Here is a 24,049-nt window from a genome sequence, read left to right as displayed (position 1 = left end):
TGACTCCTAGTTCTCTTCAACGGTCACGAGGTGCTTGACCTTGAAGATCATGCCTCGGACGCTGGGGTTGTCGGGCAGGACGGCGACGTCGCCTATCTTGCGAAGGCCCATGGCGCGGCAGGTGGCCGTCTGGTCCTTCTTCACCTGCGTCACGGCGCTGCGGACGAGGGTGACGGTGAGCTTCTTCTCTGCCATCGCTAGTTCTCCTTCCCGACGAACATCTCGGAGACGGTGATGCCACGGCGCTCGGCGGTCTCCTGGGGGCTGGAGAGCTCCTTGAGGCCCTCGGCAGCGGCCTTGATGATGTTCATGGCGTTGTTGGTGCCGAGAGACTTGGAAAGGACGTTGGTGATGCCTGCGAGCTCGAAGAGCGGGCGAACGGGGCCGCCGGCAATGACGCCAGTACCCTCGATAGCCGGCTTTATGAGAACGCGGCCTGCTCCGTAGTGGCCCTCGATCGCGTGGGGGACGCTGCCCGCATCGGTGATGGGGACCTTGAACATGTTCTTCTTGGCGTCCTCGACGCCCTTCTGGATTGCCAGGGGCACCTCAGTGGAGCGGCCCATGCCCAGACCCACGTTGCCCTTGCCATCGCCGACGACGACAAGAGCCACGAGGGACATGCGACGGCCGCCCTTGACGGTCTTGGAGACGCGGTGGATGTAGACGACGCGCTCCTGAAGGTCCGTGTCCTGCTGGCGCTTACGATCACGTGCCATTGAATCCTCCTAGAACTTCAGGCCCGCGCTGCGGGCACCGTCTGCCAGAGCCTGGACACGGCCGTGATAGATGCGGCCGCCACGGTCGAATCTGATCGTGGTGATGCCCTTCTCGAGGGCACGCTTGCCAACAAGCTGGCCCACGAACTCGGCAGCCTCCTTGTTGGAACCCACCTTGCCGGTCGCACGGAACTCAGGGTCAAGGGTCGAGGCAGAGCACAGGGTCTTGCCCACGGTGTCATCGACGACCTGCGCATAGATATTGGCGTTGGTACGGTGCACGCAGAGGCGAGGACGCTCTGGGGTACCGAAGATCTTGGCGCGGACGCGGCGCTTGCGGCGCGCGAGACCCGCCGCCTTCTTCTGCTGCTTGTTCATTCCTTCTCCTTAGTCACGCCATCACCTGACGGGGTGATGGTCTTGTGCCTGGTCCTACGTGCTACTTGGCGGCCTTGCCGAGCTTGCGGCGGATGTGCTCGCCCTCGTAGTGGATGCCTTTGCCCTTGTACGGCTCGGGCGGACGCTTCTCGCGAATCTCGGCGGCAACCTGGCCCACCTGCTCCTTGGAGATGCCCTTCACCGTGATGTGGGTGTTGTCGGGCACCTCGAACGAGATGTTGTCGGGGCAGGCGAAGATGACGGGGTGGGAATAGCCGAGGGAGAGGTCGAGGTCCTTGCCCTTGAGCGCGGCACGATAGCCAACGCCCGTAAGCTCGAGCTTCTTCTCGAAGCCCTCGGAGACGCCCACGACCATGTTGTGGACGAGGGTGCGGACGAGGCCCTGCTGTGCGTTGGATTCCTTGGACTCGTCAACGCGGGAGACCGTAAGGACGTCACCGTCCCGAGTAACGCTCACGAGTTCGGAGAAGGTGCGGGTGAGCTCGCCCTTGCTGCCCTTGACCGAGACGGTGGCACCGTCGATGGTCACCGTGACTCCAGCCGGAATCTGGACAGGCTTCTTACCAATACGAGACATTGTCTCCTCCTATCTTGATTCAGCGGGAGTTCTACCAGATATAGGCGATGACCTCGCCGCCGACGCCGAGCTTGCGGGCGTCGCGGTCGCACATCATGCCCTTGGAAGTCGAGATGACGGCGGTGCCGAGGCCGCCCAGGACGCGAGGGAGCTTGTCTGCCTGGGAGTAGATGCGAAGGCCCGGCTTGGAGATGCGGCGAATCCCGCGGATGACGCGGGCGCGCCTGTTGCCGTACTTAAGCGTAATGTGAAGGGTCTTCTGGGGCTTGGTGTCCTCCACCTCGTAGCCCTCGATGTAACCCTCCTCCTTGATGACGCGGGCAATCTCCACGAGCACCTTGGTCGAGGGCATGGAGACCTCGGCCTTGCCCGCTGAGTTCGCGTTGCGAATGCGCGTCAGCATGTCTGAAATGGGATCGGTAATCTTCATTGATCCTTCTCCTTCGTCATGATGAACCTGCGTGTCCGGTTCGCCCAAACCCATGGCATGGGCGCCTGGACGCCGGAGCCCTGCGTCCTACCAGCTCGCCTTGCGGACGCCAGGAAGCTCGCCCTTGCTCGCCAGCTCGCGGAAGCACACGCGGCAGAGCCCGAACTTGCGATAGACGGAGTGGGGACGCCCACAACGCTGGCAGCGGTTCTGCTTGCGCGTCGAGAACTTCGGCTCGCGGTTCGCCTTGACGATCATCGATGTCTTAGCCACAAATCCTCCTTCATGGTGCATCCTGACCGCCCGGGGCTATCCCGGGCGAGGTCATTGCAATGGTTTGGTCTACTCCGCCCTGAACGGGAAATGGAAGGCGCCGAGAAGCGCCTTGCCCTCCTCGTCGGTGGGAGCGGTGGTCACGATGGTGATGTCCATGCCGCGCGTGCGGTCGATCTTGTCGTAGTCGATCTCGGGGAAGATCAGCTGCTCGGTGACGCCCATGGAGTAGTTGCCGCGCCCATCGAAGCTCTTGGGCGAAAGGCCACGGAAGTCGCGGATGCGCGGGATGGCAACGGCGATGAGGCGGTCGAGGAACTCCCACATGCGGTCGCCGCGAAGGGTGACCTTGGCGCCGATGGCCTGGCCGGCACGGAGGTGGAAGGTTGCGATGGACTTGCGGGCGTGCGTGACGAGCGGCTGCTGGCCGGTAATGACGCGCAGGTCGGCAACGGCACCGTCGATTGCCTTGGAATCGGTTGCGGCCTCGCCAACGCCCATGTTCACGACGATCTTCTCGAGACGAGGGATCTGCATGACGTTCGCGTAGTTGAACTGCTTCTGCAGCTCATCGCGAACCTCGTCGTAGTACCTCTGCTTGAGGCGGGGCACGTACTTCTCCTCTGCCATGTTCACTCCTTTGATCTTGGTGGTTTACGTGCGGGGTTTCTTTCTCGCACCCCCTGGGTTGGCAACCCCAGGGGCCATGTACCACGCCACGAGACAGCATAGCCCCTGCCAGCGACGCGAGGTCAAATGATAGTGTTTCCGGCTTTTTTGTGCCAGCTGTGGGCACGTTCGCCTTTCACGCTGGGAAATTCTCCTCAGTATCAACACGATAAGGCCCTCCCCGCCTGCGCGAGAAGGGCCGTCGCAAAGCAATCAATCGAGCCTGTGTGGCTTGGCTCAGTTGAGCTTGGTCCCGCAATCAGGGCAGAAGCGGGCACCGGGCTCGACCTTGGCGCCGCACTCGGGGCAGAACGCAGCGCCGCCGTCAGCCTTCTCGGCTGGAGCGGGAGACTCGGGGGCCGGAGCGGACTCGTCCTTGGGCTCTGTGGGAGGCACGGGGACCACAGGCGCTGCGGGAGCGGCTGCTGCGGGAGCCTCGGGAGCAGGTGCCTCGGTCACGGGCTCCGCAGGCGGCACCGGGTTCGTCGGCGGCACCGGGGTCGTACCGAAGGGTGGCAGCTGCGACTCCGGACGGTTGCGCAGCATCTGCTTGATGTCAGAGGTGTTGCGCGTGATGATGACGCTCAACATGACTGACTCGTACCCCACGCGCACGAGGAGCTCGCAGATCACGCAGAGGATCACGCAGACGACGAGCGTGACGAGAAACACCACGACTCCAGCCGCCAGCGAGGCAAGGGCAAGCGCCAAGAAGAGCAGCGCGATGAAGATGGCGGTGAAGATGTAGAGGGCCTTCAAGATCTTGTCGATGACAAGCTTGTCGAAGCGCAGGAATGGCCCCCACGTGCTGCTGTCCTTGATGCTGAAGCTCCGCTCGGCCCCGTCGCTTGCGTACTTGCGGTACCCAAGGACCGCCAAGACGATTGCCACGACGAACGCGATCACCATGAGGGTGCCGAAGATCCCACCCGCGTTGCCAAGGCTATAACCATAGCTTGGGCTGCCGTAGCCATATCCGTATCCGTACATTGTGCTCCCTTCCGTTGGTCGGACTTTGCGCGTCCGATGTATACGCACCCCGTGGGCGATGGGACGCGGATCCCACGCGGGTACACCCATAGTAGTATAGGGCGCATTGCCTAGCCGCGCACGAGGTTTGTGAGTTCCTCTCCCCTAGCGTAGCGGCCGAGGTTGCCTATCGCTATGGCCACCACGCGCTCGAGGGTGGCATGCAGGTGCCAGAACCCTGCAACGTGAGGCGTGATGATGAGGTTGGGCGCATCCTACAGGGGGTCGTCTGCGGGAAGGGGCTCGGGGGCAGGTCACGTCAAGCGCGCCCCGTCCAGGGAGGATGCCATTCCCTCGTCTGCCCAAGCGTGCGCACGCTGGTCATCATGGTAGGCGGGCAGGCGCTTCATCAGCGAGAGCACCATCGCGAGCGAGTGCTCCGCAACGGTTGGCCCGTACGCGCCCGTGCCATTTGCGACCAACGTCTTTGGGTCAAGCACACCCTCGGCAAGGTATTCCTCGAAACCCACTGACCCCAGCTGTATCCACTGGAGCCGAGGGGAGGCACAGATAAGGGAGGGCGCCACGTTGCCGATGATGACGTCCGCCTCGGACACGCGCTCAACCGCCAGGTCAACCTCGGGAGTCCTGGGAAGCTTGCTCGTGTCTCCCACAAAGGCGGCGAAGTCAAACGACGCGGTTGGCATCGCCTCCTCCGTCGCCCTGGCCTCTCCCGGTGTGACCGGGATCCTTACCAGCACCCGTCCCACATTTGGCATGCATCCTCCCCTTGTCTGCAAAGCAGTTCGATAGGAACGAGCCCGACCGCCGCGGCAGCGGCAATCGGGCTCGTGGTTCGTGCGTGCCTTGCGCCCTATGGCCTAGAACTTCGCGCCGCACTTCTTGCAGACGCGAACCCTGCGACCATTGTCATCGACGTCGTGACCAACGCGCGTGCGCTTGCCGCAGACGGGGCAAACGAGCATGACGTTGGAGACGTGGATGGGGGCAGGCTTCTCGATGATGCCGCCCTGCTGGTTCATGGCGGTGGGCTTGGTGTGACGCTTCACAATGGCAGCGCCATCGACAATGACCTTGGAATCCTTCGGCATGGCGCGCAGGACCTCGCCCTGCTTGCCCTTGTCCTTGCCGGTGATGACCTCGACCTTGTCGCCCTTCCTGACGTTCATCTTAGGCATGTGTCCAGGCCTCCTTACAGCGTCTCGGGTGCGAGCGAGACGATCTTCATGTACTTGCGGTCGCGCAGCTCGCGGGCGACGGGCCCGAAGATGCGCGTGCCCTTGGGCTCGCCCTCCTTGTCGACCAGGACGCAGGCGTTCTGGTCGAAGCGGATGTAGCTGCCGTCCTTACGGCGGGCCTCCTTCTTGGTGCGCACGATGACGCAGCGCACGATGTCGCCCTTCTTGACGCTGGAGCCGGGAGTTGCCTCCTGGACCGCGCCGATGATGACGTCACCGAGGCCAGCGTAGCGGCGCTTGGAGCCACCGAGGACCTTGACACACTTGACGCGCCTGGCGCCGCTGTTGTCAGCGACGTTGAGCATGGTCTCCATCTGAATCATGTGATGTTCCTCCGAACCTATATCCCGCCAGAGGTGCGCCCACACAGGCGACGCACATGGGGAACCCTGGGTGTTCGCTACTTACTTGGCCTTCTCGACAATCTCGACGACGCGCCAGCGCTTGGTCTTGGACAGCGGGCGGGTCTCCATGACCTTCACCGTGTCGCCCAGGCCACACTCGTTGTTCTCGTCGTGGCAGTGGAGCTTCTTGGTACTGGTCATCATCTTGCCGTACTTGGGGTGGTGCTTGCGGTAGGCAATCTTCACCGTCACGGTCTTGTCGCCGGAGAGCGAGACGACGGTCCCGGTGCGAACCTTACGGGCGTTCCTGCTTTTGGTCTCTGCCATGTCTTATCTCTCTCCTGCTACTTCTGCGCGGCGGACTTCTCCGCGGCGATCTGACGGGCGCGAATCTCGGTCTGGACGCGAGCGATGTCGCGCTTCACGAGCTTGACGCGAGCGGTGTTGTCCAGCTGGCTGGTGGCCATCTGAAAGCGGAGGTTGAAGAGCTCGGCCCTGCCGTCGTCCAGCTTCTTGGCAAGCTCCTCGTCCGAGAGGGCCTGGATGTCCTTGTACTTCATGGTGACTATTCCTCCCCGTCCTGGTCGGCGCGGGTGACGATCTTGGTCTTGATGGGCAGCTTGTACTGGGCGAGGCGCAGGGCCTCCTTGGCAACAGCCTCATCGACGCCCGAGATCTCGAACATGATGCGGCCCGGCTTCACGACGGCCACCCACTCCTCGGGGTTGCCCTTACCGGAACCCATGCGGGTCTCGGCCGGCTTCTTGGTGATGGGCTTGTCCGGGAAGATGGTAATCCAGATCTTCCCGCCACGCTTCATCTCACGGGTGATGGCGACACGGGCGGCCTCGATCTGGCGGTTGGTAATCCAATGAGCCTCCTCGGCCCTCAGGCCGTAATCGCCAAAGTAGAGCTTGGTGTTGCCCTTGGCGTGGCCCTTCATGGAACCGCGCTGGACCTTGCGGTGAAGAACGCGCTTCGGTGCGAGCATTAGCGGCTCCTCCTCTCATTGCGGGCGCGGCGGGGACGAGAAGAGCCCTCGAGAGCCGGCGTGGGCTTGGGCTGGCCAGGCAGCTTCTCGCCCTGATAGATCCAAACCTTGATACCGCAGGCACCCATGGTGGTACGGGCGGTGGCGGTGCCGTAGTCGATGACGGCACGCAGGGTGTGCAGGGGCACGCGACCCTCGCGGTACCACTCGCGGCGACCCATCTCGGCGCCGTTCAGGCGGCCGGAGCACTGGATGCGGATGCCCTTGGCACCGGCCTTGCGGGCGGACTGGACCGCCTTGCGCATGGCACGACGGAAGGCGACGCGCTGCTCGAGCTGCTCGGCGACGGACTGAGCGACGAGGCTGGCATCGAGCTCGGGGCGCTTGACCTCGACGACGTCAACGGCGACCTGGCCCTTGCCGACCTTGGCGACCTTCTCGAGGCCGGAGCGCAGGGCGTCGATCTCGGCGCCCTTCTTGCCAATCACGATGCCCGGACGGGCGGTGTACAGGGTGACCTTCACCTTGTCGCCAGCGCGCTCGATGTCGACGCGGGAAAGGGCTGCCTTCTCGAGGCGCTTCCCGAGGAACTTGCGAATCTCGAGGTCGTTGCCGAGCTTCTCGGCATAGTTCTTATCGGCGTACCAACGGGAACGCCAGTCCTCGGTGATGCCGAGACGGAAACCTGTAGGCTGAACCTTCTGACCCATGCTTTCCCTACGCCTCCTTTCGGGGAGCGACGATGACGGTGATGTGGCTCGTGCGCTTGTTGATGCGCGACGCGGAGCCCTTGGCACGGGGGCGGATGCGCTTGAGCGTGGGGCCCTCGTCGACGTAGCAGCGCTTCACGTACAGGTCGTCGCCACGGAGGCCGTTGTTGTTCTCGGCGTTGGCGATGGCGGAACGGAGGACCTTCGAGATGTCATAGGCAGCCGCACGCTTGGTGAACTGCAGAATCTCGAGAGCCTTGTCGACGGGCTTGTTGCGGATGAGGTCTACGACGACGCGGGCCTTGCGCGGGGCGATGCGCACGTAGCGTGCGACGGCCCTGACCTCGTTGGAATCGGTGTTAGCCATTCGAGCTTACCCCCTAGTTAGCCTTGTGGCCACGGAAGGTGCGGGTGGAAGCGAACTCGCCCAGCTTGTGACCGACCATGGACTCGGTGATGTACACGGGGACGTGCTTGCGACCATCGTGAACCGCAATCGTGTGGCCGACCATCTCGGGGTAGATGGTGGAAGCGCGGGACCAGGTCTTGATGACGTCCTTCTTGCCAGCCTCGTTCATAGCGGTGACACGCGCGAGGAGGCGAGTCTCCACGAACGGGCCCTTCTTGAGACTTCTGCTCATGCTTTCTTTCTCCTACTACTCGTGTGCTGCTACTTGGACTTGCGACGACGGATGATGAGCCTGTTGGAGGCCTTCTTGGGGTCGCGCGTCTTGTAACCCTTGGTGGGCTTGCCCCAGGGCGTCACGGAGGGACGGCCAGAGGTGTGGTTCTTGCCCTCGCCGCCGCCATGCGGGTGGTCGACAGGGTTCATGGCCGTACCACGGACGGTGGGACGGACGCCTGCCCAGCGGTTGCGGCCGGCCTTGCCGATGACGATGTTGGAGTGCTCTGCGTTACCGACCTCGCCGATCGTGGCGCGGCAGGTGAGGAGCACGCGGCGAAGCTCGGAGGACGGGAGGCGCAGGACTGCGTAGCCGTTGTCCTTGCCCATGAGCTGGACCGAGGTGCCGGCGGAGCGGGCCATGGCCGCACCCTTGCCGGGCTGGAACTCGACGTTGTGGACGAGCGTACCGACAGGGATCTCGGAGAGCGGCATGCAGTTGCCGGGCTTGATGTCGACGCCGGCCTTGCCGGAGATGACGGTATCGCCGACCTTGAGGCCCTCGGGGGCCAGGATGTAGGCCTTGGCTCCGTCGACGTAGTGGAGAAGTGCGATGCGCGCCGAGCGGTTGGGGTCGTATTCGATGGTTGCGACCTTGGCCGGCACATCGTCCTTCAGACGCTTGAAGTCGATGCGACGATACATGCGCTTGTTGCCGCCGCCCTGGTGGCGGACGGTGATGCGACCGTTGTTGTTACGGCCGCCCTTCTTGCGCAGCGGCTCAAGGAGCGACTTCTCGGGCTTGGAGGCGGTGATCTCGGAGAAGTCCGAGACCGTCTGGAAACGCCTGCCAGCGCTCGTGGGCTTGAGGTGCTTGACTGCCATTACTTCTTTCCCTTCTGTCTCCGTTGGCCACCCCGCTCAGGGATTGGCTGGGTGACGCCGGATTACCACGGTACCGCGCGTATCCATCATGCGCGGCATGACAGCCCGGACCCCGAGGGGGCCGGGCCGAATTGCTACTCTGCGTCAGCCTGCTGGGTGGCGAAGATCTCGATCTGCTCACCGGGGGCGAGCGTCACGACGGCCTTCTTCCAGCTGCGGGTCATGCCGACCTGATAGCGGACGCGCTTGGCCTTGCCGCGCACGTTGATGGTGTTGACCTTGACCACGTGGACATTGAAGAGCTTCTCAACGGCCTCGGCGATCTCCTCCTTGGGGGCCTTCTTGGCAACCTCGAAGGTGTACTTGCCCTGCTCCATGAGGTCGTAGGAACGCTCGGAGACGATGGGGCGGATGATGACGTCGTAGATGGACTGCATTATGCGAGCACCTCCTCGAGCTGCTTCACGATGTCGGTGGGCATGACGAGGGCACCGTTATCGATGAGGCTGCGGGTGTTGGCCTCGGAGACGGCGATGCAGTTGACCTTCTCCAGGTTGCGGAAGGAGAGGTAGCTGTTCACGTCGTCGTCGGGAATGACCACGGTCACGCGCTTGCCCGAGACGCCGAGCGCGTCGAGGACGGCCTTGGCCTGCTTGGTCGAGGGCTTCTCGAAGGAGAGGGCGTCGACGAGGACGAGCTCGGAGTCGGCGACCTTGCCGGAGAGCACAGACCTCATGGCGAGCTTGACCATCTTCTTGTTGACGCGCTTGGAGTGGTCACGGGGGGTGGGGCCAAAGACGACGCCGCCGCCGGTCCACTGGGCGGCGCGGATGGAGCCCTGGCGCGCGCGGCCGGTGCCCTTCTGGCGCCAAGGCTTGCGGCCGCCGCCGGAGACCTCGTGACGGTTCTTGGTGGAGTGGGTACCCTGACGCATGCAGGCGTCCTGGCAGACCACGACCTGATGGATGACCGGGATGTTCGGCTCGATGCCGAAGACGTCATCGGAGAGGTCGGCCTGGCCGGCCGCCTGCCCCTCGACGTTCTTGATGTCGTACTTGGACATGAGTCCTCCTTGTTAGCCTAAGTGTGTGCCTACTCGCGTGGGCCCTTAGGCCATGCGGACCTGGACGAGGGCGTTCTTGCCGCCGGGGACAGCGCCCTTGACGAGCATGAGGTTCTGCTCGGCGTCGACGCGAACGAGCTTGAGGTTCTTGACGGTGACGCGCTCGTCGCCCATGTGGCCGGCCATGTGCAGGCCCTTGCGGACGCGGGCGGGGTAGGCGCACTGGCCGATGGAGCCAGGCTTGCGCTGGTTGCGGCTACCGTGGGTCATGGGACCGCGAGAGAAGTTCCAACGCTTGACGGTGCCCTGGAAGCCCTTGCCCTTGGAGGTGCCGATGACATCGACGGCCTTGACGTCGGTGAAGTCGGCAACAGTGACAACGTCACCGGTGTGGTGCTCCTCGCCGTTCTCAACGCGGACCTCGCGCAGGTAGCGCATAGGCTCGACGCCGTGGGCGGCAAAGTGACCAGCCATGGGCTTGTTGACATGCTTGGACTTGATGTCTCCGAAGCCAATCTGGACGGCGTCGTAGCCGTCGGTCGCCTTCGTCTTCACCTGCGAGACGGTGCAGGGGCCAGCCTGGATGACGGTGACGGGCACGACGTTGTCGTCCTCATCCCACACCTGCGTCATTCCGAGCTTGCGGCCAAGGATCGTGCTGACCATGCTCATTCCTTACCTTCGGTGGTCATGGGACATCGGGGCAGCTCCTCTGCCCTCCCCAGCGGACCACGTCCTGTATGTGCTCCACACGGGGGCGAGACACACCTCCCCCCTTAGCGCAGCCTGTCTAGTTTACATACAAGACAGGGCATTCACAATGTCTCCGCAGATTTTTTTGACCCCAAGAGCTGGGGATTCGAATTCCGCGCCGTCGGGCGTATCCATGGGTCACCTAGGCCCAGAGGCGGCATGGGTCCCCTACTTTTGGTACGGGGGGTTTCCGTTGGCGGGAATGAACGTACCCATGGCCCATGCGCGCTCGCGCTTCTCGCGCCTAACGTCCACCGAGAGGAGGACGATGGAGATTATCCCCACCACGATGCCCACCAGAAGCAGGCCGAAGCCAGACCCAAGGTTCACGTAGCTTATGGAGTACGTCGAGCGCATCATGATGAGAGAGATCGAGCAAATCTCAAAGAGCGCGAGCGCCGTAGTGACGGAAGACAGGACGAGTGTGGCAACGCGCTTGTGCACCATGGACAGCACCGCAGTTGCGATGGCGAGAAATACCAGCACGGTGCCGTCGGGGGCATCGGCGAGGGCCACGGAGTAGTCGTAGCCGAAGCCCGAGGACACAAGGAACGGCATGAGGGCGGCGATGCCTATGAGCAATGCAGCAGTGAGCGTCACGAGCTCTGAGGCCACAACGGGAGCGGAGGTACGCGCTGGCTGCTGGGTCGGACCAGGCGTAGCGGGCCGAGCGCCCGCAGCGCTGCCGGTGGACACGCTGTTAGGGGACACGGCAAGGTTGAAGCCGCAACTGGGGCAGAACTTCTCGGTTCCAGCGAGCCTCTTTCCGCACTGAGGACAAAACATGCGACCCCCCTCGTTTGGGCATCCATCGCATAGGCAGTACCCATAGAGACTACCCTAGCCACGCGGACTTTGCAATCTCATCAACCCTTGCTGGCCTTACTGGTCCTCGATGAAGAGGCGCGAGGCGTGCTTGCGCAGGCGCTGGCCAAGCGCTGGCCTCCGGCGGCAAATCTGCGGTCCCACTTCTGTCTGCGGCCTTTATCGCTGAGAGGAACCGCAGGTAGCGAGGTTGTCACCTCGCCAGGTAGTGCCACCAGGCCGCCGAGGCGCCCTCCGCTGGCCAGCAATTGGGGATTGTGCGTACGCACGATGGCGGTTCTCTGCCAAGCCCCCGGCGTCTCCCCAGTTGGCCGGGAGGTCGTGGCAACGGAGGGGGATTGTGCGTACGCATGACCCAGGAATTCTGCCAAGCCCCCGGCGTCTCCCCAGTTGGCCGGGAGGACCATGGCAGCAAGTCGGCATCGTGCGTACGCACGATGGCGGTTCTCTGCCAGAAACGGGCTCTTGGAGGGCTGGATTGGCAGATAGTCCCTGTCGTGCGTACGCACGATGGCGGAATCCTGCCATCGGGAATGGCCCTCGCCGAGCAGCACAGGCAGCCGTCCCGCCAGTCGCGCGTTCTCGTCACTTGGCAGACCCCCCAACGGGAATCTGCGCCTTACTTGCGCGCCCAGAGAAGAGCGCAATCCCGTGGCCTGAGGTTTTCTCAGCAACATCCATGGCCAACTGCACCTAAGCCACAGGTTTCCCACTGTACGGCAGGGCCAACCTGCGGGTCGCAGAGCACCATTCTGATTAACGACGCAGCCTCCGAAGACTTGTACTCCTGGATATAGGCGTTTGTCACATTGCCGTTTTCGTCCGCATCGACGGCAATCGCATCCCCTCGAGTCTTCATGGTTGTCCCGTCGGGCCTGGTGACTTCAATCGAACTGGGCCCTCCTGCGCGCAGCCGAGCCCTGCTCGGGGCCATTGTCAGCGCCGTCCGCGGCGGCCTCTGGGCTAGACACGTCCACGTCCGCGTCGGCCGCGCGGGCCCGCGATGTCGTTCGTGCAGGTGACGAGCAAGGCGTCGACGTTGTCGACGTCCGCCCTGGGCAACACCAACCCAGCCGGGGCCAGGAAGAGCGCAAGGACGAGGCTTGGGACCGTCGGCATGGGGAGCCTGTGGACAACGCGCGAGAGGGCACGTCTGTCCCAGAGAATCACCCGCTCACCGCCGAATAGGGCCTCCGGCACCCACGAACGCCCCCGTCGATGGTGACGTTGCCCATCCCCTGCCTTGGCTATCCCATCCCCATCTTACTCAAGCGGTCGTGGCCCCGTGCACCGAGGCTGCGGTTGACAGCTTCCACCGAGGTCCGAGGGGCTATCACGGGTCGTTGTGATACCCTTCATGCCATCAAGGCCCGAGGGCCTCTGACGAGGTTCGAAGGACACTTCCAAGGTGGAGGTGGTGGCGTTGGTCGGCGAGATCGCATCGGACTCATCGCTGAGCGATGAGGCGGCGTCTGCGCTTGTGGGCGGCGAGGAGGAGTACGCGTCGCTCTCGTTCGAGTCGCTTGCGGCAGACGCGCCCGGCTCCGGCCCCGCGCATGACGAGGTGGTGGCGGACGTCTGCGCAGGCATGTCATCCTGGGAGGGTGCCGTGGAGAGGGACGCGGAGGCCCTGTCTGCGATCGGCCGGGCCTTCGACCAGGAGGACCAGGCCCTTGCGCAGGCCATCCTGGGCGGCTGATGCCCACGGCGGGTTGACCGAAGGGGGTAGCTGCGATGCCAACGATGGATTACGAGGAAGAGTACGTGGAGCAGCGGCGGCGTCTCGATGCGCTCTACGACTGACGCGTCGAGGCGAACGACGCGAGGATGCGCAGGCTCGACGCCCAAAGGGACGAGGAGGGCCTGTCATACCCGCGCATCGTGGCCTTGGCGGAGCGGGCCGCATGCAGGCAGGGCCTCGATTCCTCCTTGGTTGCCGACGAGCTTCAACACTACCTCCTGGACTCGCGCGAGGTCATGGACAGGCTGGATGACGCGCTCGAGGATGCCAGGCAGGAGCGGTACCGGATAGAGAGGGACTACGACGAGGGGCTCGAGAGGCTCCGCAGGCAGTATCGGCAGGGAGGGTCCTGACCATGATCATCAGGAAGTCAGAGGCCATTCGCCTTCTCAACGACGAGAACGCGGAGCTTGCCACCAAAGGCGACCAGGCAGCCGGCAGGGTGTCCGCAATCGAGGGCGCGCTGTCCCAGATGGGGGAGTCGGCGGGACTGAGCGGCGATGGCTATACGTCGTTTGCGGAGTACGTGCGCAGGCTCAGGCTTCCCGCCCTGCAGCAGCATGTGGTGGCCTACGAGTCCCTGGCCCTGGCAAACGCGTCGAACATCGCCGCCCTCGAGGCCCTGACCGGCGACGCCGGCGGCGTCATAGACACCGACGAACTCGCTGGCGACAAGGACGAGCTGGACCGTCGCCGTCAGGAGCTCGAGGACCAGATGGACGACCCGTGCTTCCAGGGCACGGGGAACGAGATGCGCGCGCTGCGGCTGTACTCGGCCGCCCAGGGGATACAGGCGCAGATCGACGCCACGATGCAATACGCGTCGACGTCGGCCTCCCTCTACTCGGAGGCGCAGGAGGAGGCCGAGCGCATGGCACAGGCCAGCGACGACGTCGCCTCCGCGAGCTTCGTGCCCGGGCAGGGCTGGTCGCTCGCGACCATAGGCGACTGGTCCCAGGACGTCGACACGCGCTATGTCCATGCGCGGGCGCTCGACTGGCTCCGGGACAACGGCTCGGACGACCAGTGCGTGGCCTACGCGGCCGCGCTGGCGGATGGGGCGCTGTCTGCCGACGACATATACGGGGAGGACTCGCACGGCTTCGACGCCAGCCTGTACTCGGCCCTCGCGCACCTGCCGGACGACCTCGTGGCAGACTCCGATGTCACGGCTGCCGCCGGCGCCTATCTGCGCATGTGGGCGAGCATGGACGGGAGCTCCGACACCGGCAGCATCGACAGGCTTCTCGAGTGCTCATACCTGCCCAACGGGGAGAGCGTGGACCTCTCCAAGGCGTACAAGGGCCCCGACTACCAGGATCCCCACTTCACCGGCACGACGTACGGGATGGAGAGGTGCTCCCTCCTGGGCAGGATGGCCAAGGCGGCCGATGGCCTCCTGAAGCAGGATGACGCGGACGACCCCGGGTACTGGATGCGCGTGCAGGGGGCGAACGTCATCTCCGGCCTGGCCAGCGATGACAACGCCGCATTGGTGCGCAGCACCTCGGCGGACCATGCGGACATCGACCTCACGGTGCTGCGTGCCGTCAACGTGGCCGATGAGCAGCAGTCCTACACCACGGCATCGGCAGTCGTGATCTGCTTCGTGCTGCCCGGCCTGGACGGTCTCGCCTATTCAGTAACGCCTGCCCGCACGCATACGTATGTGGCCGGCAATGCCACGGACGCAGTTAAGATGCTGCAGGGCATCCGCAAGAGCAAGGCCAACTTCGACGTGCAATCGTCGCTTGCAGACCATGCGACCGACGCCCTCAAGAAGCACATCATACGCAGTGGCGGGGACGGGATCGAGAAGGTGCTGACGCAGGCCCTCGCGGCCTCCGCCGCCGACATGGAAGCCGTCTCGAAGGCGATCAGCACCTCCATTGACATTCTCAGCAGCACGTGGGATGACTTCGTCGACTACGTCGAGTCGGTTCAGGACGGGGCGATCACAGGCATCGAGACGGACGTCGCCACCAACGCGAGCAAAGGCATCATGACAAAGGTCGGGGTTGGATTTGACCTGAGCGGCGAGCCGGACTACGGCAGACTTCTCACCAATCCGGATGGCGTGTACACCACGGATACCGTCGACAGGGTGTTCGACGACCTTGCCAACGAATACGCCTCAGAAACCGGCAAGACAGTCACGGGAGGAAAGATGAGGGAGATGCTGTCGATGAACTTCTCTTTTGCCATCACCGGAAGAGACCTGGCAGAGGAGGCGACATACCGGTGCTCAGAGACCTCTGCCAAGACACGGAGAGTTCTTGGATACTGGGGCAGCTACGCGAATACCCCGACTTTCTCGATTGGCAGGCAAGGGATAATGGCGCCGCCTACGACCCGGGGACGGGCTGCGGCCTGGTGAGGAGGGACGACCCGTCGGTGGGGTGGGAGGGCGCGAACGTGCCGTCCTGGTTCCAGTACATGTGCGACCCGAGCACCTACCCCGACTACGTCCCCGCCTTCCCGGGGGGCGAGTAGGGTGGCGCGGCGGGGGAAGTACCGGGAATGGCAGTGGTTCCCTCGGCCCACACCCGTCGGAGGAGGCAACCTGCAAGCAGTCGTAACCGTCGTGTTTTCGTCAAGAATTATGTGAGCGCTTCGATGTGACCGATTCGGGCACTTCGATGGACGGGTGCCGGCCCTGTCGGGCGGCGGCGCGGCCCTCCGAGCTCGACGAGGCGCCCGTGGCGAACCACGCGGCCAATCATCGCGGAGGCTAGTCTGTCATCGCCGAGCACTGTGCCCCACCTGCCGGACTCGACGTCGGTGGTGAGGATGACACTGCGGCGCTCGTAGTACGCCGACACCACCTGGAACAGCAGCCTGCCGCCCTCGGCGTCGGGCGGCACGTAGCCGAACTCGCCGAGGGCCAGTAGGTCGCATCGCGCCAGCTCCCTCATGAGCGACCCGGGCGAGCGCTCGCGGGCCGCCTCCGACAGCGCGAGCGCGAGCCCGGCCGTGGTGAGGAAGCGCATCGCCATACCGGCCTGGGCGCAAGCCGATCCCACCGCCATCGCCAGGTGGGTCTTGCCCCGCCCGGCCTGGCCGCGGGACACGAAGTCCCGCGCGTCATTGACGGACGCGAGCGAGCGCAGGTCGCCGGCGGTGCAGCCGTCCGGGAGGGCGACCTGCGAGAAGCCGTGGCCGTCGAAGGACTTCGGCTGCGGGAGCCTCGCGCGCCTGCAGGGCCGCGCCTGCTTGTTGCGCTCGCGCACCTCCATCTCGCGCCCGGTGAAGTCGGCCACGCACCGGGCCTGGGCCGCGCTTGCCATGTCGGGGGAAGCGTCGGCGGCCTCGTCCGGGAAGGACATGCTCCGGGCCAGGCCGCGGAAGTCGGCCGCGGCGCCCTTGTCGCGTGTCGCCATTCAGGCCGCCTCCCCGATGCCGGCCATGCGGTCGTACTCGGCGAGGTCGACCGGCTCGTCGTAGACGACCGATCCGCCGGCGATGCGCGCGGCGGACGCGGGGGACGGCCCGGTGGTGCGGACCCTCTCGCACACGCGGCGGCCGGCACCGGTGGCGTCGTCGAGCACGGCGCGGGAGGGCACGCCTCCCGCGAACCCGGACACGGTGCGCAGCCTCTGGCAGACGCACCCGGCGCTCTCGCCGGGAAAGACCTGGGCTATGCCGACGCTCGAGTGGGGGAGCGTCAGCGCGGAGTGGCCCATGCGCGCCCTGACGCCGCGGATGCGGGGGTCGGCCTCGCCGGAGTCGGCCCGCGCCCCGCCTGGCGTCCACTCCAGATCGAGGCAATCGTCACCGTCGCAGGGCGCGAGCCCCGCCTTCGGCGCCCGGACGTACTGCCGCGCCGTCGACCCCCCGCACCCGACGCCCCCCCTCCTCGCGCAGGCGGACCCAGACGCGGTGGGCGGCGTGGCGCCGCTTGCGCCACGAGAGCCAATCCCCCTCGAGCCAGCTGGCGATGAGCGGCCTCCACGGGTCGAGCAGCTTCGCGCGCTCCTTGATGGTCGGCATCCTGGGAGATGGGTCCTCCTTCGCCAGGTGGTCGTACACGGTGTTGCGCGACACCCCCCACCTTCCGCGCTATCTCCGCGACGGAGTCGCCCCGCCTTTTCAACTGCCGCACAGAATACGTCTGTGCATGCCGGTCATCCCTTCTTGCCTCCTCGGTCGAATACTCACCGGCAACGACCAAGCTAGCGGATTGCGGTGGTCGGCATGTCCGCCATCGAAGTGCTCAGATCGATATCAGCGATGTGTTCAGTTTTAGCCTAGCGAAAACACCGTCGAATGGCTTGGCCTGCGGGAGCCCCTCGTGAGGCGCTCCCTCCTGCGGATTGGCCGGCGGCGCGCTCAGCCGGCGCTGCGCGCGGGCACGAGCCCGTCGTCGCCCGGGGAGCCGAGTTCGGCGAACGAGGGCGCCAGGACCCAGGAGCCCGAGGCGTCCACGGCACCCCAGAGGCCGCTCCCGGGGTCGCGCGCGGTGGCGAGCCCCGGGGCGAAGTCCGCCCGCCAGGAGTAGGACGAGGCACCCACATACCATGAAATTCCTGCCACTTGCCGAACCTATTCCAAAAGTATGTGCGACACCATGGGAAAATTTGAAAATCTCCTGAAAATGAGTCTTTGATTCCGAGACGCGCTGGGCTGGATGAGCGGAGGCTGGCAATGAAACGGAATCTTTTGATCAGATTGACATGCATAGCTATGACGGTCATTGCGACCTTAACGTTCGTATGTCCTGCGTCCGCTGAGGGAGCAAATGATGGCAAGATTCTGCTTACGAGGGAACTGGCACTTGAGATTGCCCAGAACTTCGCAGACTCACTTGATGACACGGGGACTTTCAAGGCGGCGAGCGCGACACAGCTATACGACGAGAGTGGACAGGCAATCGGGTACATCGTCGACTATGTCTCAGCGGAAGATAACAGTCCTCATGGTTACCTCGTCCTAGACAACATCGACGAGTCGCTTGTCGAGGAATACTCCCTTGATTCTAATGTAATCAGCCCATATGCGGCGGCAAAGAGCGCGGCGGATGTGCGAGGGGTCGCACGAATGCCCGGGGCATCTCCGTCGGATGGACAGAACGATGACCTTGTAGCCGTAAGAACGTCACCCTACACATATGCCGTAGTTGTCTCTGGAACGTCCAGAGGAATCAGCTCGACCGGAAGCATCATGCATGTCTCGCCGACGGCGTCTTCGAAGAAGCCAGGCACATGGGATGGGATTTTCATTGACGAAACTTATAGCGGAAACTATCAAATTCTGAGTGATAACCATTTCGGAGAACAATTCTTTTCATTCGGCGAAGGCGAGATAGAAAATGAGACAGGACGCTATGCCTGCGCCGTCACGGCAATGACAAATGTCGCCGCCTCATACCTCAAAATGGACTTCTATAACCAGAGTCTCTCTCAGACGTATATCACGCTGTGGGCCCTAAGCGATACGAAAGTCGACCACACAGGAAAGAATTTATCTTCTGGACGCGAAATCACATATGGATCAACCAACAACAGCGAAATCGGTCTCGCACTGACATCGTTCTTGGGAACCATACACTGTCCCGTATCCTATAAACATGAGTTGAGCCCATCATTCTCAGACTTCACAAGCATTGCAGACTCACAGAACGCGTCAATCGTGTCCCTTGGCATAAAAACCGATAACGGTCGTGAGGGACACTCGATGGCCGTCTTTGGCTATCAGACTATCAAGGGCAAAGATACCGGAGACACCACGCAGGCCCTAATCGTCGCTGACGGGTGGGGATACGCGGCAAGGCATGTGAACTTTGCCTACTCCAGGTACACCGACACCTACGGGACGCACTTCACTAGGTCTTGATGGACATGAAAAAGCATCGCGTCGTGCTGCGAGTGACGGTTGTTTGTGGGTTAGTTGCCCTGGCAACCGTACTCGTGGCAACGCTCTTTCTGCATAACCATGAGTCGCTGACGAGCGGAGGGAAGGCGCACCTCTACTACGTGCGTGGCCTCGTGACCGAGGTTGAGCCGGACGCGAATGCCTTGTCGGTCGACGTGACAGCTGGCAACGACGACGGCTATTTCCCGGAGAACCCAGTGCGCTTCGTTTTCAAGAAGGGAGAAGCAGACGTGTCCGAGTACGAGATCGGTCAGGTCGTCATCGTCGGGTTCTTCAGGCATCGCAGCCCTGAGGGGGCTAGGAATGCGTACCTCGTCATGCTGGGAGACTAGTTCGCCAGGACCAGCACCCCCTACACCTCCAGCTCCAAGCGGCCCATCCAGGGCACCGCCGCATGGCGAGGCTTCAACAAGTTTTACAAACAGACGAGCAGGCAGGGCGAATTCAAGCGGTCGTTGCACCACGCGAGAGGACGTGATGCAATGTACGGTAGGGAAGTGTGCGACAGGGTCGTCGACCTGGTCAGGGAGGGCTCGCACGCCGGCAAGGCCGCCAAGGAGGTCGGGATGCCCCGCCGCACCGCCCAGAGGTGGGCCTGCGCGGCGGGGCTCGGGTTCGGGCCGGGCAGGCCCAGGAAGGCGGTGGCTACCGTGGAGTCCGTGCTCGCCACGGGGAGGGAGCCGAGGACCTCGCCCCGCTCGAGGCTGACCCTCGCCGACAGGGCCGCGATCCAGGAGGGGACAAGGCAAGGCAGGTCGATGCGCTCCATAGCCTCCGAACTGGGGCTCTCCCATACAGCTGTCTCCAGCGAGGTGTGGCGGGGCTCCAACGGTGTGCTTAGTCAAGTCTTGCTTTCGGAAAAGCGGTACCACCCCCCCCCCTGCTGCGGGAGGAGGAGCCTCATGATCACGACCAACATGGGGCTCTCCAGGCGGGGCACGGCGCTCGACGACGACAGGCCCACCCCTCGGCCTCGTCCAGCTGCCTGCGGACCGAGCCCCCTCGGCACACCCCCTGTCACGCACCCTACTTCGCCTCCCCGTGACTGGGCCCCAGGTCCCTTTTCTCATTGTTCTGCAGCGGCGAGGACCAGTTCCCTGTCCTGGGGACGAGCGTGCCGCCCGCGTAGGCCACGGTGCCAGGCCCCGCGCTTACGGCTGCGGATGCCAAGGCAAGGCTGTCGTAGAAGAGCCCCACGTCGGAGAACGAGGAGCCGACCGCCCAGGAGTCAGATTCACCAATGTAACAGTAGCCATCCTCGTCGACCGCGCCCCCGGAGGGCCGCGTCCACAGGGCGGGGGACGCCACATCGGTAGCGAGCACGGCCAGACGCAGCGCATGCCTCCCTGCTGCGCGCGGGCGGGGCAAGCTCTTTCCTGTCATCATCATAGGGGTCTCCTTACCTGTAACTGGCCACGCCGCCTCCCGGCAAGCTGGGGCACGACGCCAATCAGCCCCCGTTCCGCGCACAGGCGAGACCGTTGTCGGCGAAGGACGAGACGCTGGCGAAGCGCGGTCCTGCGACCCACTCGCCGGTGAGGGCGTCCGCGAGCCCCAGGGGCTCGTCCGGCCCGTCCGCGGACGCGACGGCGAGGCGGTCCGCCCCGACGTAGTACGGCTGGGCCGCGAGCGTCGGGGGAAGCGCCCACTCGCCCGAGGAGCAGTCCGCGGCCCCCCAGAGCCCCGAGGAGGCGTCGCGGGCGAGGACGCAGCCGGAGAGGGAGCCGCCCGCGACGTCCCCCACGCCGGGCCACGAGGGCCCCACCAGCCACGAGCCGTCGTCGGGCGAGGCCAGGCCCCACAGCCCCGTCGGGGGATCCTCCGCCGCGAGCAGGCTATCGCCGAGGGCCCGAGCGTCGGACCACGACGGGCCGCACGCCCAGCCCGAGCCGTCAGCCACACCCCAGAGGCCCGAGGGGCCGTCGCGCGCGAGCGCGCGCGAGCCGGACGGGTCGAAGGCGGAGAGGGCCGAGTGAGCCGCCGCGATGGCCCACGAGCCGTCGGCGGAGAGGGCCCCCCAGAGGCCGTCGGAGTCGCAGGCGGGGGCGATGGGGCCCAAGAACCCCTGCGCGGAGCCGAGGGCGGGCCTGATCGCCCACGAGCCGTCCGGGGCGACGTAGCCCCACCCGCCGAACGAGCGCATGGGCAGCAGCGCCACGCCCGTGCCGGCCCCGACGCCGGAGGACGGAGCGTCCTGGAACGCCGTGCTCGGCTCGATCAGCCACGACCCGTCCGTCCCGAGGAGGCCCCAGGCGTCGCCGCCGTACCAGGCGGGCGCGTACGGGGAGCCGAGGAAGCAGTCGGGCTCGTTGAACGCCCGGGCGTCCCAGAGCCCCCTCGCGTAGCCGTCGCCCAGGGAGACGGGGAAGCCGCCCGAGCGGTCCATGTAGGTGCGGCTGCCGGAGGCGTCCGTGACGGGGACGAGCCCGCAGCTGAACGACGCGGCACTGGACGCGCGCGAGCCTATGTCGCTGATGTGCACGGGCTCGAAGCCCATGGCCCCCGAGGCGCCGACGACCGTGGCCCAGAGGGACTGCCGGGCGCCTTCCGCCTCCCCGCCCCAGGCGACGAGGGCTCCCGCGTCCTGGAAGCCGCCGGCACGCTCCCACCTGGGGCCGAGCGCCCACTCGCCCGAGGCGTCCACGTAGCCCCAGAGCCCCGAGGTGTCAGACGGCTCCTCCTCCCAAGGCCTGCCCGCCTTCCCGGCGCAACCCGCCAGGGCGAGTGAGACGGCCGCGGCGGCAGAGCCGAGCAGGAGGCCGCGCCGCGTCAGCGCAGCGCCCCCCGGGCCGACCGAGACCCACGGCGAGCCGCCCATCACCGCGCGACCCTGGCCGTGCGCACCACGGACAGCAGCGCCTCGCGGGCCCAGGCGCCGGCGTCCGTCGGGAGCCTGAAGGTGTGCGGCGGGCGCATGGCCTTTATCGAGCCAATCGTGCCTGGTGAGTCAGCATAGGGCTCGACGACGTAGCCGCGGGCCTCGCTGAAGTACAGGTTCATATAAACCGTGCCCATACAAGAGCCCTCGCTCTCCACTTCCCCATGGTGAAGCTAAGCTTAACACCCATCGCATCCGCATCCGCCTTCGTTGCGTTGAACGCTCGCACTTGGTTTTCGCTAAGCCCAGCACCGGGCACGACCACACGCAGCTCGCGGCCTTTCACCTGTCCCGGTTTGATGGCCGACCCGTCGAGCAGCTCGCGCCTTGTGTCGCCGTCGAATGATGCCACGCTCTCTACGTACGACTTGGGCTTCGAGCGCAGCCTCCCGTAACCATGGCACGAGTCGGCGGCGATGTCGGGGCCCTCGGCGCTGGTAGCCGTTCTCGTCGTAGCAAGGCGACGAGGCCGCCCCAGGCCACGACCCCCAAGGCCATACGCGATGTGCTGGGGCCCCGCGTCGGCGACAAGACCTCCTTCAACGAGAGCACCGACGGCACGGTCACGATGCGAAACGCAAACGCCCAGGCCCTCGAGAGCCTACGGAAGGCCATGGAGGACGCGGCAGAGGAGGCCGGCCTCGAGGCCGAGGAGGACACCGTGGCCATGGCCCGGGAGATGCGCGCCGAGAGAAGGGCTGGGGGATGGGGGTCGCGCCGGGCACGAACGTCATCCTCTCAGGGGCGACCCCTGCCTCCCCCACCATCGGGGCCGTGCTCGATGACATGTCGAAGCATAGCGAGCTGGCCTTGTCCACCCACGTGAGAGGGGTTGCGCGAAATCGTGGCCCGCAAGTGGCCCGCTCGCGCGCACGCCCTCGAGGAGTTCCTGCAATCCCTTGCCTACGAGCTCGTGGTGACGCCACTGGAGCCGAAGGGCGGTCTATTCGACATCCGCGACTCCAAGGGCTACCCGGTGCCCTGCTCGGCAATGCTGACGGGCGCGGACGTGCTGGTCACGGGTGACCAAGACTTCGACGCCGCAAAGGTCGACAGCCCGGAGATTCTGACGCCGGCGGAGCACGTCGAGCGCCATGTGAACACGACCTAGCCCCAGCGCGGCAGACAGCAACGGCAATGCTTGCCATATGTCTGCCCACCAACCATGCATGGGCAGGCGTTGGGCCGGGCAGCGCATGGCCGCGCCGTCGGCGCCGGGGACCGCCGCCCCGGACACACGCACACCCCGTCAGTCCGTCCTGCCCTCCCTGATCAAAAGCAAGGTGCCGACCGCCAAGGCGGTGCCAACGACGGCGAAGGCAGCGAATATGCCCCAGTCGTCCTCGGTCAGCCCCAGCAGCAGCACAAGGACACAGATCACGAGCGTGTAGACCACCGTGAACCTGACCCCCTCGGCCATGGCCGGCCTGGACGGCATGAGGAGCAGGAGCCAGCCAATCGCCAGAAAGCCCACCCCCACCGCGGCTATGAACTGGAGCTCGCCGTTGGTGCCCAGTCTGTTGAGCAGGAGCACGAAGAACCCGACCAGGTACGCCACCCCGGCGGCCAGCGAGAGCCCGCCCATGACCCTCACCCGCAGGCCGAGTCCGCTTCCCGTGAAGTCGTAGCTCCTTGCCTTCTTCTCCCTTGCCATGTCCGTCCCCTTCCGCCGCGGGCTCCCGCCCTACCGGCCGTCGCGGTCACTTGTGAGCCAATTGCCTGACGCGCGACGCCGCGTCAGGCGTCCCCCGTCGACACCTCGAAGGTCACGCCCAGCCGGTCGTCGGGCTGGTCGGCGGCGGAGCGCAGCAGCCTCGCGCAGCTCTCGGTGATGGGGAGCGCGAAGCGTATGCCGGACACCACGCGCGAGGGGCTGGCCCCCGCGGGCAGCGACCGGCGCCACTGCCCGGAGGCGACGAAGGCCGCGCAGGCGCCGAGCCTCTCCCGCGGCAGCTCCAGGCGCCAGGCCCCGTCCTCCCACCCCCACGCGTCGGGGGCGGCAGGGCGAGCGTCCCGCCCGCCGCGTCGCAGGCCATCCCGTCGAGCCTGCCAGTCCCCCCCAGCGCCACCT

Annotated in this window: 37 protein-coding genes and 1 pseudogene; 7 read left to right on the top strand and 31 right to left on the bottom strand. The window is 65.2% G+C overall.

Annotated elements, in window-relative coordinates; all coding sequences use genetic code 11:
• Nucleotides 1-6 precede the first annotated feature (6 nt).
• The 22 genes from rpmD to ACO59D_RS08610 all read right to left on the bottom strand — a co-directional run bounded on the left by rpmD (nt 7) and on the right by ACO59D_RS08610 (nt 11,449).
• On the bottom strand, nt 7-195 hold the full coding sequence (gene rpmD / locus ACO59D_RS08715; RefSeq protein ID WP_032110520.1) for a 50S ribosomal protein L30: 189 nt from the start codon (nt 193-195) through the stop codon (nt 7-9).
• A 2-nt stretch (nt 196-197) separates the two neighbouring features.
• On the bottom strand, nt 198-719 hold the full coding sequence (rpsE, locus tag ACO59D_RS08710; RefSeq protein ID WP_130812722.1) for a 30S ribosomal protein S5: 522 nt from the start codon (nt 717-719) through the stop codon (nt 198-200).
• Between the two features lie 9 nt (nt 720-728).
• Nucleotides 729-1,097 carry a 50S ribosomal protein L18 gene (gene rplR / locus ACO59D_RS08705; protein ID WP_130812721.1) on the bottom strand — a complete coding sequence of 123 codons (369 nt, stop codon included), beginning with the start codon at nt 1,095-1,097 and terminating at the stop codon, nt 729-731.
• 61 nt (nt 1,098-1,158) lie between these two features.
• Nucleotides 1,159-1,695: a 50S ribosomal protein L6 gene (gene rplF, locus ACO59D_RS08700; protein ID WP_485126645.1), complete on the bottom strand. Its 537-nt coding sequence runs from the start codon at nt 1,693-1,695 to the stop codon at nt 1,159-1,161.
• Between the two features lie 31 nt (nt 1,696-1,726).
• On the bottom strand, nt 1,727-2,125 hold the full coding sequence (gene rpsH, locus ACO59D_RS08695) for a 30S ribosomal protein S8 (RefSeq protein WP_032110524.1): 399 nt from the start codon (nt 2,123-2,125) through the stop codon (nt 1,727-1,729).
• A gap of 87 nt (nt 2,126-2,212) precedes the next feature.
• Complete coding sequence (locus tag ACO59D_RS08690; RefSeq protein ID WP_032110525.1) at nt 2,213-2,398, bottom strand: type Z 30S ribosomal protein S14; 186 nt, start codon at nt 2,396-2,398, stop codon at nt 2,213-2,215.
• Nucleotides 2,399-2,467: 69 nt separating this feature from the next.
• Nucleotides 2,468-3,028, bottom strand: coding sequence for a 50S ribosomal protein L5 (rplE, locus tag ACO59D_RS08685; protein WP_130812719.1), 561 nt, complete (start codon nt 3,026-3,028; stop codon nt 2,468-2,470).
• Nucleotides 3,029-3,304: 276 nt separating this feature from the next.
• Nucleotides 3,305-4,057, bottom strand: a complete 753-nt coding sequence (locus tag ACO59D_RS08680; protein WP_485126644.1) for a zinc ribbon domain-containing protein — start codon at nt 4,055-4,057, stop codon at nt 3,305-3,307.
• A gap of 293 nt (nt 4,058-4,350) precedes the next feature.
• A complete protein-coding gene (locus tag ACO59D_RS08675; RefSeq protein ID WP_485126643.1) occupies nt 4,351-4,815 on the bottom strand; it encodes a Rossmann-fold NAD(P)-binding domain-containing protein in 465 nt (154 codons plus the stop codon).
• Nucleotides 4,816-4,917: 102 nt separating this feature from the next.
• A complete protein-coding gene (rplX, locus tag ACO59D_RS08670) occupies nt 4,918-5,235 on the bottom strand; it encodes a 50S ribosomal protein L24 (RefSeq protein WP_242622261.1) in 318 nt (105 codons plus the stop codon).
• A gap of 14 nt (nt 5,236-5,249) precedes the next feature.
• A complete protein-coding gene (gene rplN / locus ACO59D_RS08665; RefSeq protein WP_130812716.1) occupies nt 5,250-5,618 on the bottom strand; it encodes a 50S ribosomal protein L14 in 369 nt (122 codons plus the stop codon).
• Between the two features lie 81 nt (nt 5,619-5,699).
• Nucleotides 5,700-5,966, bottom strand: coding sequence for a 30S ribosomal protein S17 (gene rpsQ / locus ACO59D_RS08660; RefSeq protein ID WP_485126642.1), 267 nt, complete (start codon nt 5,964-5,966; stop codon nt 5,700-5,702).
• Nucleotides 5,967-5,983: 17 nt separating this feature from the next.
• Nucleotides 5,984-6,199: a 50S ribosomal protein L29 gene (gene rpmC / locus ACO59D_RS08655; RefSeq protein ID WP_130812714.1), complete on the bottom strand. Its 216-nt coding sequence runs from the start codon at nt 6,197-6,199 to the stop codon at nt 5,984-5,986.
• Between the two features lie 5 nt (nt 6,200-6,204).
• Nucleotides 6,205-6,630, bottom strand: coding sequence for a 50S ribosomal protein L16 (rplP, locus tag ACO59D_RS08650; protein WP_130812713.1), 426 nt, complete (start codon nt 6,628-6,630; stop codon nt 6,205-6,207).
• Entirely contained in the window at nt 6,630-7,340 is a 711-nt protein-coding gene (gene rpsC / locus ACO59D_RS08645) for a 30S ribosomal protein S3 (RefSeq protein WP_130812712.1), read from the bottom strand. Before rpsC ends, rplP begins: the two co-directional genes overlap by 1 nt.
• A gap of 7 nt (nt 7,341-7,347) precedes the next feature.
• Nucleotides 7,348-7,707 (bottom strand): 50S ribosomal protein L22, encoded by a 360-nt coding sequence (gene rplV, locus ACO59D_RS08640; RefSeq protein WP_485126641.1) that lies wholly within the window; start codon nt 7,705-7,707, stop codon nt 7,348-7,350.
• Between the two features lie 13 nt (nt 7,708-7,720).
• A complete protein-coding gene (gene rpsS / locus ACO59D_RS08635; RefSeq protein WP_130812710.1) occupies nt 7,721-7,981 on the bottom strand; it encodes a 30S ribosomal protein S19 in 261 nt (86 codons plus the stop codon).
• Between the two features lie 29 nt (nt 7,982-8,010).
• Nucleotides 8,011-8,847 carry a 50S ribosomal protein L2 gene (gene rplB / locus ACO59D_RS08630; protein ID WP_130812709.1) on the bottom strand — a complete coding sequence of 279 codons (837 nt, stop codon included), beginning with the start codon at nt 8,845-8,847 and terminating at the stop codon, nt 8,011-8,013.
• Between the two features lie 134 nt (nt 8,848-8,981).
• Entirely contained in the window at nt 8,982-9,284 is a 303-nt protein-coding gene (gene rplW, locus ACO59D_RS08625; RefSeq protein ID WP_130812708.1) for a 50S ribosomal protein L23, read from the bottom strand.
• Nucleotides 9,284-9,910, bottom strand: coding sequence for a 50S ribosomal protein L4 (gene rplD / locus ACO59D_RS08620; RefSeq protein WP_485126640.1), 627 nt, complete (start codon nt 9,908-9,910; stop codon nt 9,284-9,286). Before rplD ends, rplW begins: the two co-directional genes overlap by 1 nt.
• A 45-nt stretch (nt 9,911-9,955) precedes the next feature.
• Complete coding sequence (gene rplC / locus ACO59D_RS08615) at nt 9,956-10,576, bottom strand: 50S ribosomal protein L3 (RefSeq protein WP_485126639.1); 621 nt, start codon at nt 10,574-10,576, stop codon at nt 9,956-9,958.
• A gap of 255 nt (nt 10,577-10,831) precedes the next feature.
• Nucleotides 10,832-11,449 (bottom strand): zinc ribbon domain-containing protein, encoded by a 618-nt coding sequence (locus tag ACO59D_RS08610; RefSeq protein ID WP_485126638.1) that lies wholly within the window; start codon nt 11,447-11,449, stop codon nt 10,832-10,834.
• A gap of 1,462 nt (nt 11,450-12,911) precedes the next feature.
• Between ACO59D_RS08610 and ACO59D_RS08605 the strand changes: the two genes are divergently transcribed.
• The 3 genes from ACO59D_RS08605 (at nt 12,912) to ACO59D_RS08595 (ending at nt 15,606) form a co-directional block, all read left to right on the top strand.
• Nucleotides 12,912-13,187, top strand: coding sequence for a hypothetical protein (locus tag ACO59D_RS08605; protein WP_485126637.1), 276 nt, complete (start codon nt 12,912-12,914; stop codon nt 13,185-13,187).
• Between the two features lie 128 nt (nt 13,188-13,315).
• Nucleotides 13,316-13,582, top strand: a complete 267-nt coding sequence (locus tag ACO59D_RS08600) for a hypothetical protein (protein WP_485126636.1) — start codon at nt 13,316-13,318, stop codon at nt 13,580-13,582.
• 2 nt (nt 13,583-13,584) lie between these two features.
• The gene (locus ACO59D_RS08595) at nt 13,585-15,606 is read left to right on the top strand and encodes a hypothetical protein (protein WP_485126635.1); all 2,022 of its coding nucleotides are present in this window, start codon (nt 13,585-13,587) and stop codon (nt 15,604-15,606) included.
• Between the two features lie 223 nt (nt 15,607-15,829).
• Here the strand turns inward: ACO59D_RS08595 and ACO59D_RS08590 are convergent, their stop codons facing one another.
• The 3 genes from ACO59D_RS08590 to ACO59D_RS08580 all read right to left on the bottom strand — a co-directional run bounded on the left by ACO59D_RS08590 (nt 15,830) and on the right by ACO59D_RS08580 (nt 17,762).
• Complete coding sequence (locus tag ACO59D_RS08590; RefSeq protein ID WP_485126634.1) at nt 15,830-16,609, bottom strand: ATP-binding protein; 780 nt, start codon at nt 16,607-16,609, stop codon at nt 15,830-15,832.
• A complete protein-coding gene (locus tag ACO59D_RS08585; protein ID WP_485126633.1) occupies nt 16,610-16,912 on the bottom strand; it encodes a hypothetical protein in 303 nt (100 codons plus the stop codon). It lies immediately after the preceding gene.
• 646 nt (nt 16,913-17,558) lie between these two features.
• The gene (locus tag ACO59D_RS08580) at nt 17,559-17,762 is read right to left on the bottom strand and encodes a hypothetical protein (RefSeq protein ID WP_485126632.1); all 204 of its coding nucleotides are present in this window, start codon (nt 17,760-17,762) and stop codon (nt 17,559-17,561) included.
• A gap of 150 nt (nt 17,763-17,912) precedes the next feature.
• Between ACO59D_RS08580 and ACO59D_RS08575 the strand changes: the two genes are divergently transcribed.
• From ACO59D_RS08575 to ACO59D_RS08565, 3 genes and pseudogenes are all read left to right on the top strand, one after another.
• Nucleotides 17,913-19,061 (top strand): hypothetical protein, encoded by a 1,149-nt coding sequence (locus ACO59D_RS08575; protein ID WP_485126631.1) that lies wholly within the window; start codon nt 17,913-17,915, stop codon nt 19,059-19,061.
• The gene (locus ACO59D_RS08570; RefSeq protein ID WP_485126630.1) at nt 19,061-19,432 is read left to right on the top strand and encodes a hypothetical protein; all 372 of its coding nucleotides are present in this window, start codon (nt 19,061-19,063) and stop codon (nt 19,430-19,432) included. Before ACO59D_RS08575 ends, ACO59D_RS08570 begins: the two co-directional genes overlap by 1 nt.
• Nucleotides 19,433-19,582: 150 nt before the next feature.
• Nucleotides 19,583-19,909: pseudogene (locus ACO59D_RS08565) on the top strand (helix-turn-helix domain-containing protein); the annotation flags it as partial.
• Between the two features lie 217 nt (nt 19,910-20,126).
• Here ACO59D_RS08565 and ACO59D_RS08560 read toward each other — a convergent pair.
• The 4 genes from ACO59D_RS08560 to ACO59D_RS08545 form a co-directional block, all read right to left on the bottom strand.
• Nucleotides 20,127-20,489, bottom strand: a complete 363-nt coding sequence (locus tag ACO59D_RS08560) for a hypothetical protein (RefSeq protein ID WP_485126662.1) — start codon at nt 20,487-20,489, stop codon at nt 20,127-20,129.
• 61 nt (nt 20,490-20,550) lie between these two features.
• Nucleotides 20,551-21,744 (bottom strand): WG repeat-containing protein, encoded by a 1,194-nt coding sequence (locus ACO59D_RS08555; RefSeq protein ID WP_485126629.1) that lies wholly within the window; start codon nt 21,742-21,744, stop codon nt 20,551-20,553.
• 173 nt (nt 21,745-21,917) lie between these two features.
• A complete protein-coding gene (locus ACO59D_RS08550; protein WP_485126628.1) occupies nt 21,918-22,100 on the bottom strand; it encodes a hypothetical protein in 183 nt (60 codons plus the stop codon).
• Complete coding sequence (locus ACO59D_RS08545; RefSeq protein WP_485126627.1) at nt 22,097-22,330, bottom strand: hypothetical protein; 234 nt, start codon at nt 22,328-22,330, stop codon at nt 22,097-22,099. Before ACO59D_RS08545 ends, ACO59D_RS08550 begins: the two co-directional genes overlap by 4 nt.
• A 492-nt stretch (nt 22,331-22,822) precedes the next feature.
• Here ACO59D_RS08545 and ACO59D_RS08540 point away from each other — a divergent pair, with 492 nt between their 5' ends.
• A complete protein-coding gene (locus tag ACO59D_RS08540) occupies nt 22,823-23,089 on the top strand; it encodes a hypothetical protein (RefSeq protein ID WP_485126626.1) in 267 nt (88 codons plus the stop codon).
• A 138-nt stretch (nt 23,090-23,227) separates the two neighbouring features.
• On the opposite strand, the gene ACO59D_RS08535 is transcribed toward ACO59D_RS08540, so the two are convergent.
• Complete coding sequence (locus ACO59D_RS08535; RefSeq protein ID WP_485126625.1) at nt 23,228-23,632, bottom strand: hypothetical protein; 405 nt, start codon at nt 23,630-23,632, stop codon at nt 23,228-23,230.
• 83 nt (nt 23,633-23,715) lie between these two features.
• The gene (locus ACO59D_RS08530; RefSeq protein WP_485126624.1) at nt 23,716-23,838 is read right to left on the bottom strand and encodes a hypothetical protein; all 123 of its coding nucleotides are present in this window, start codon (nt 23,836-23,838) and stop codon (nt 23,716-23,718) included.
• Nucleotides 23,839-24,049 lie beyond the last annotated feature (211 nt).

The sequence above is a fragment of the Tractidigestivibacter sp. genome (assembly GCF_057241865.1).
This window is presented reverse-complemented; position numbering and strand designations above follow the sequence as displayed.

Coding starts and splice junctions, on each gene's coding strand:
- rpmD (WP_032110520.1), bottom strand. CDS start 195: ATGGCAGAGAAGAAGCTCACCGTCACCCTCGTCCGCAGCGCCGTGACG.
- rpsE (WP_130812722.1), bottom strand. CDS start 719: ATGGCACGTGATCGTAAGCGCCAGCAGGACACGGACCTTCAGGAGCGC.
- rplR (WP_130812721.1), bottom strand. CDS start 1,097: ATGAACAAGCAGCAGAAGAAGGCGGCGGGTCTCGCGCGCCGCAAGCGC.
- rplF (WP_485126645.1), bottom strand. CDS start 1,695: ATGTCTCGTATTGGTAAGAAGCCTGTCCAGATTCCGGCTGGAGTCACG.
- rpsH (WP_032110524.1), bottom strand. CDS start 2,125: ATGAAGATTACCGATCCCATTTCAGACATGCTGACGCGCATTCGCAAC.
- rplE (WP_130812719.1), bottom strand. CDS start 3,028: ATGGCAGAGGAGAAGTACGTGCCCCGCCTCAAGCAGAGGTACTACGAC.
- ACO59D_RS08680 (WP_485126644.1), bottom strand. CDS start 4,057: ATGTACGGATACGGATATGGCTACGGCAGCCCAAGCTATGGTTATAGC.
- ACO59D_RS08675 (WP_485126643.1), bottom strand. CDS start 4,815: ATGCCAAATGTGGGACGGGTGCTGGTAAGGATCCCGGTCACACCGGGA.
- rplX (WP_242622261.1), bottom strand. CDS start 5,235: ATGCCTAAGATGAACGTCAGGAAGGGCGACAAGGTCGAGGTCATCACC.
- rplN (WP_130812716.1), bottom strand. CDS start 5,618: ATGATTCAGATGGAGACCATGCTCAACGTCGCTGACAACAGCGGCGCC.
- rpsQ (WP_485126642.1), bottom strand. CDS start 5,966: ATGGCAGAGACCAAAAGCAGGAACGCCCGTAAGGTTCGCACCGGGACC.
- rpmC (WP_130812714.1), bottom strand. CDS start 6,199: ATGAAGTACAAGGACATCCAGGCCCTCTCGGACGAGGAGCTTGCCAAG.
- rplP (WP_130812713.1), bottom strand. CDS start 6,630: ATGCTCGCACCGAAGCGCGTTCTTCACCGCAAGGTCCAGCGCGGTTCC.
- rpsC (WP_130812712.1), bottom strand. CDS start 7,340: ATGGGTCAGAAGGTTCAGCCTACAGGTTTCCGTCTCGGCATCACCGAG.
- rplV (WP_485126641.1), bottom strand. CDS start 7,707: ATGGCTAACACCGATTCCAACGAGGTCAGGGCCGTCGCACGCTACGTG.
- rpsS (WP_130812710.1), bottom strand. CDS start 7,981: ATGAGCAGAAGTCTCAAGAAGGGCCCGTTCGTGGAGACTCGCCTCCTC.
- rplB (WP_130812709.1), bottom strand. CDS start 8,847: ATGGCAGTCAAGCACCTCAAGCCCACGAGCGCTGGCAGGCGTTTCCAG.
- rplW (WP_130812708.1), bottom strand. CDS start 9,284: ATGCAGTCCATCTACGACGTCATCATCCGCCCCATCGTCTCCGAGCGT.
- rplD (WP_485126640.1), bottom strand. CDS start 9,910: ATGTCCAAGTACGACATCAAGAACGTCGAGGGGCAGGCGGCCGGCCAG.
- rplC (WP_485126639.1), bottom strand. CDS start 10,576: ATGGTCAGCACGATCCTTGGCCGCAAGCTCGGAATGACGCAGGTGTGG.
- ACO59D_RS08610 (WP_485126638.1), bottom strand. CDS start 11,449: ATGTTTTGTCCTCAGTGCGGAAAGAGGCTCGCTGGAACCGAGAAGTTC.
- ACO59D_RS08600 (WP_485126636.1), top strand. CDS start 13,316: ATGCGCAGGCTCGACGCCCAAAGGGACGAGGAGGGCCTGTCATACCCG.
- ACO59D_RS08595 (WP_485126635.1), top strand. CDS start 13,585: ATGATCATCAGGAAGTCAGAGGCCATTCGCCTTCTCAACGACGAGAAC.
- ACO59D_RS08590 (WP_485126634.1), bottom strand. CDS start 16,609: ATGGCGACACGCGACAAGGGCGCCGCGGCCGACTTCCGCGGCCTGGCC.
- ACO59D_RS08585 (WP_485126633.1), bottom strand. CDS start 16,912: ATGGGCCACTCCGCGCTGACGCTCCCCCACTCGAGCGTCGGCATAGCC.
- ACO59D_RS08575 (WP_485126631.1), top strand. CDS start 17,913: ATGACGGTCATTGCGACCTTAACGTTCGTATGTCCTGCGTCCGCTGAG.
- ACO59D_RS08570 (WP_485126630.1), top strand. CDS start 19,061: ATGGACATGAAAAAGCATCGCGTCGTGCTGCGAGTGACGGTTGTTTGT.
- ACO59D_RS08560 (WP_485126662.1), bottom strand. CDS start 20,489: ATGATGATGACAGGAAAGAGCTTGCCCCGCCCGCGCGCAGCAGGGAGG.
- ACO59D_RS08550 (WP_485126628.1), bottom strand. CDS start 22,100: ATGAACCTGTACTTCAGCGAGGCCCGCGGCTACGTCGTCGAGCCCTAT.
- ACO59D_RS08535 (WP_485126625.1), bottom strand. CDS start 23,632: ATGGCAAGGGAGAAGAAGGCAAGGAGCTACGACTTCACGGGAAGCGGA.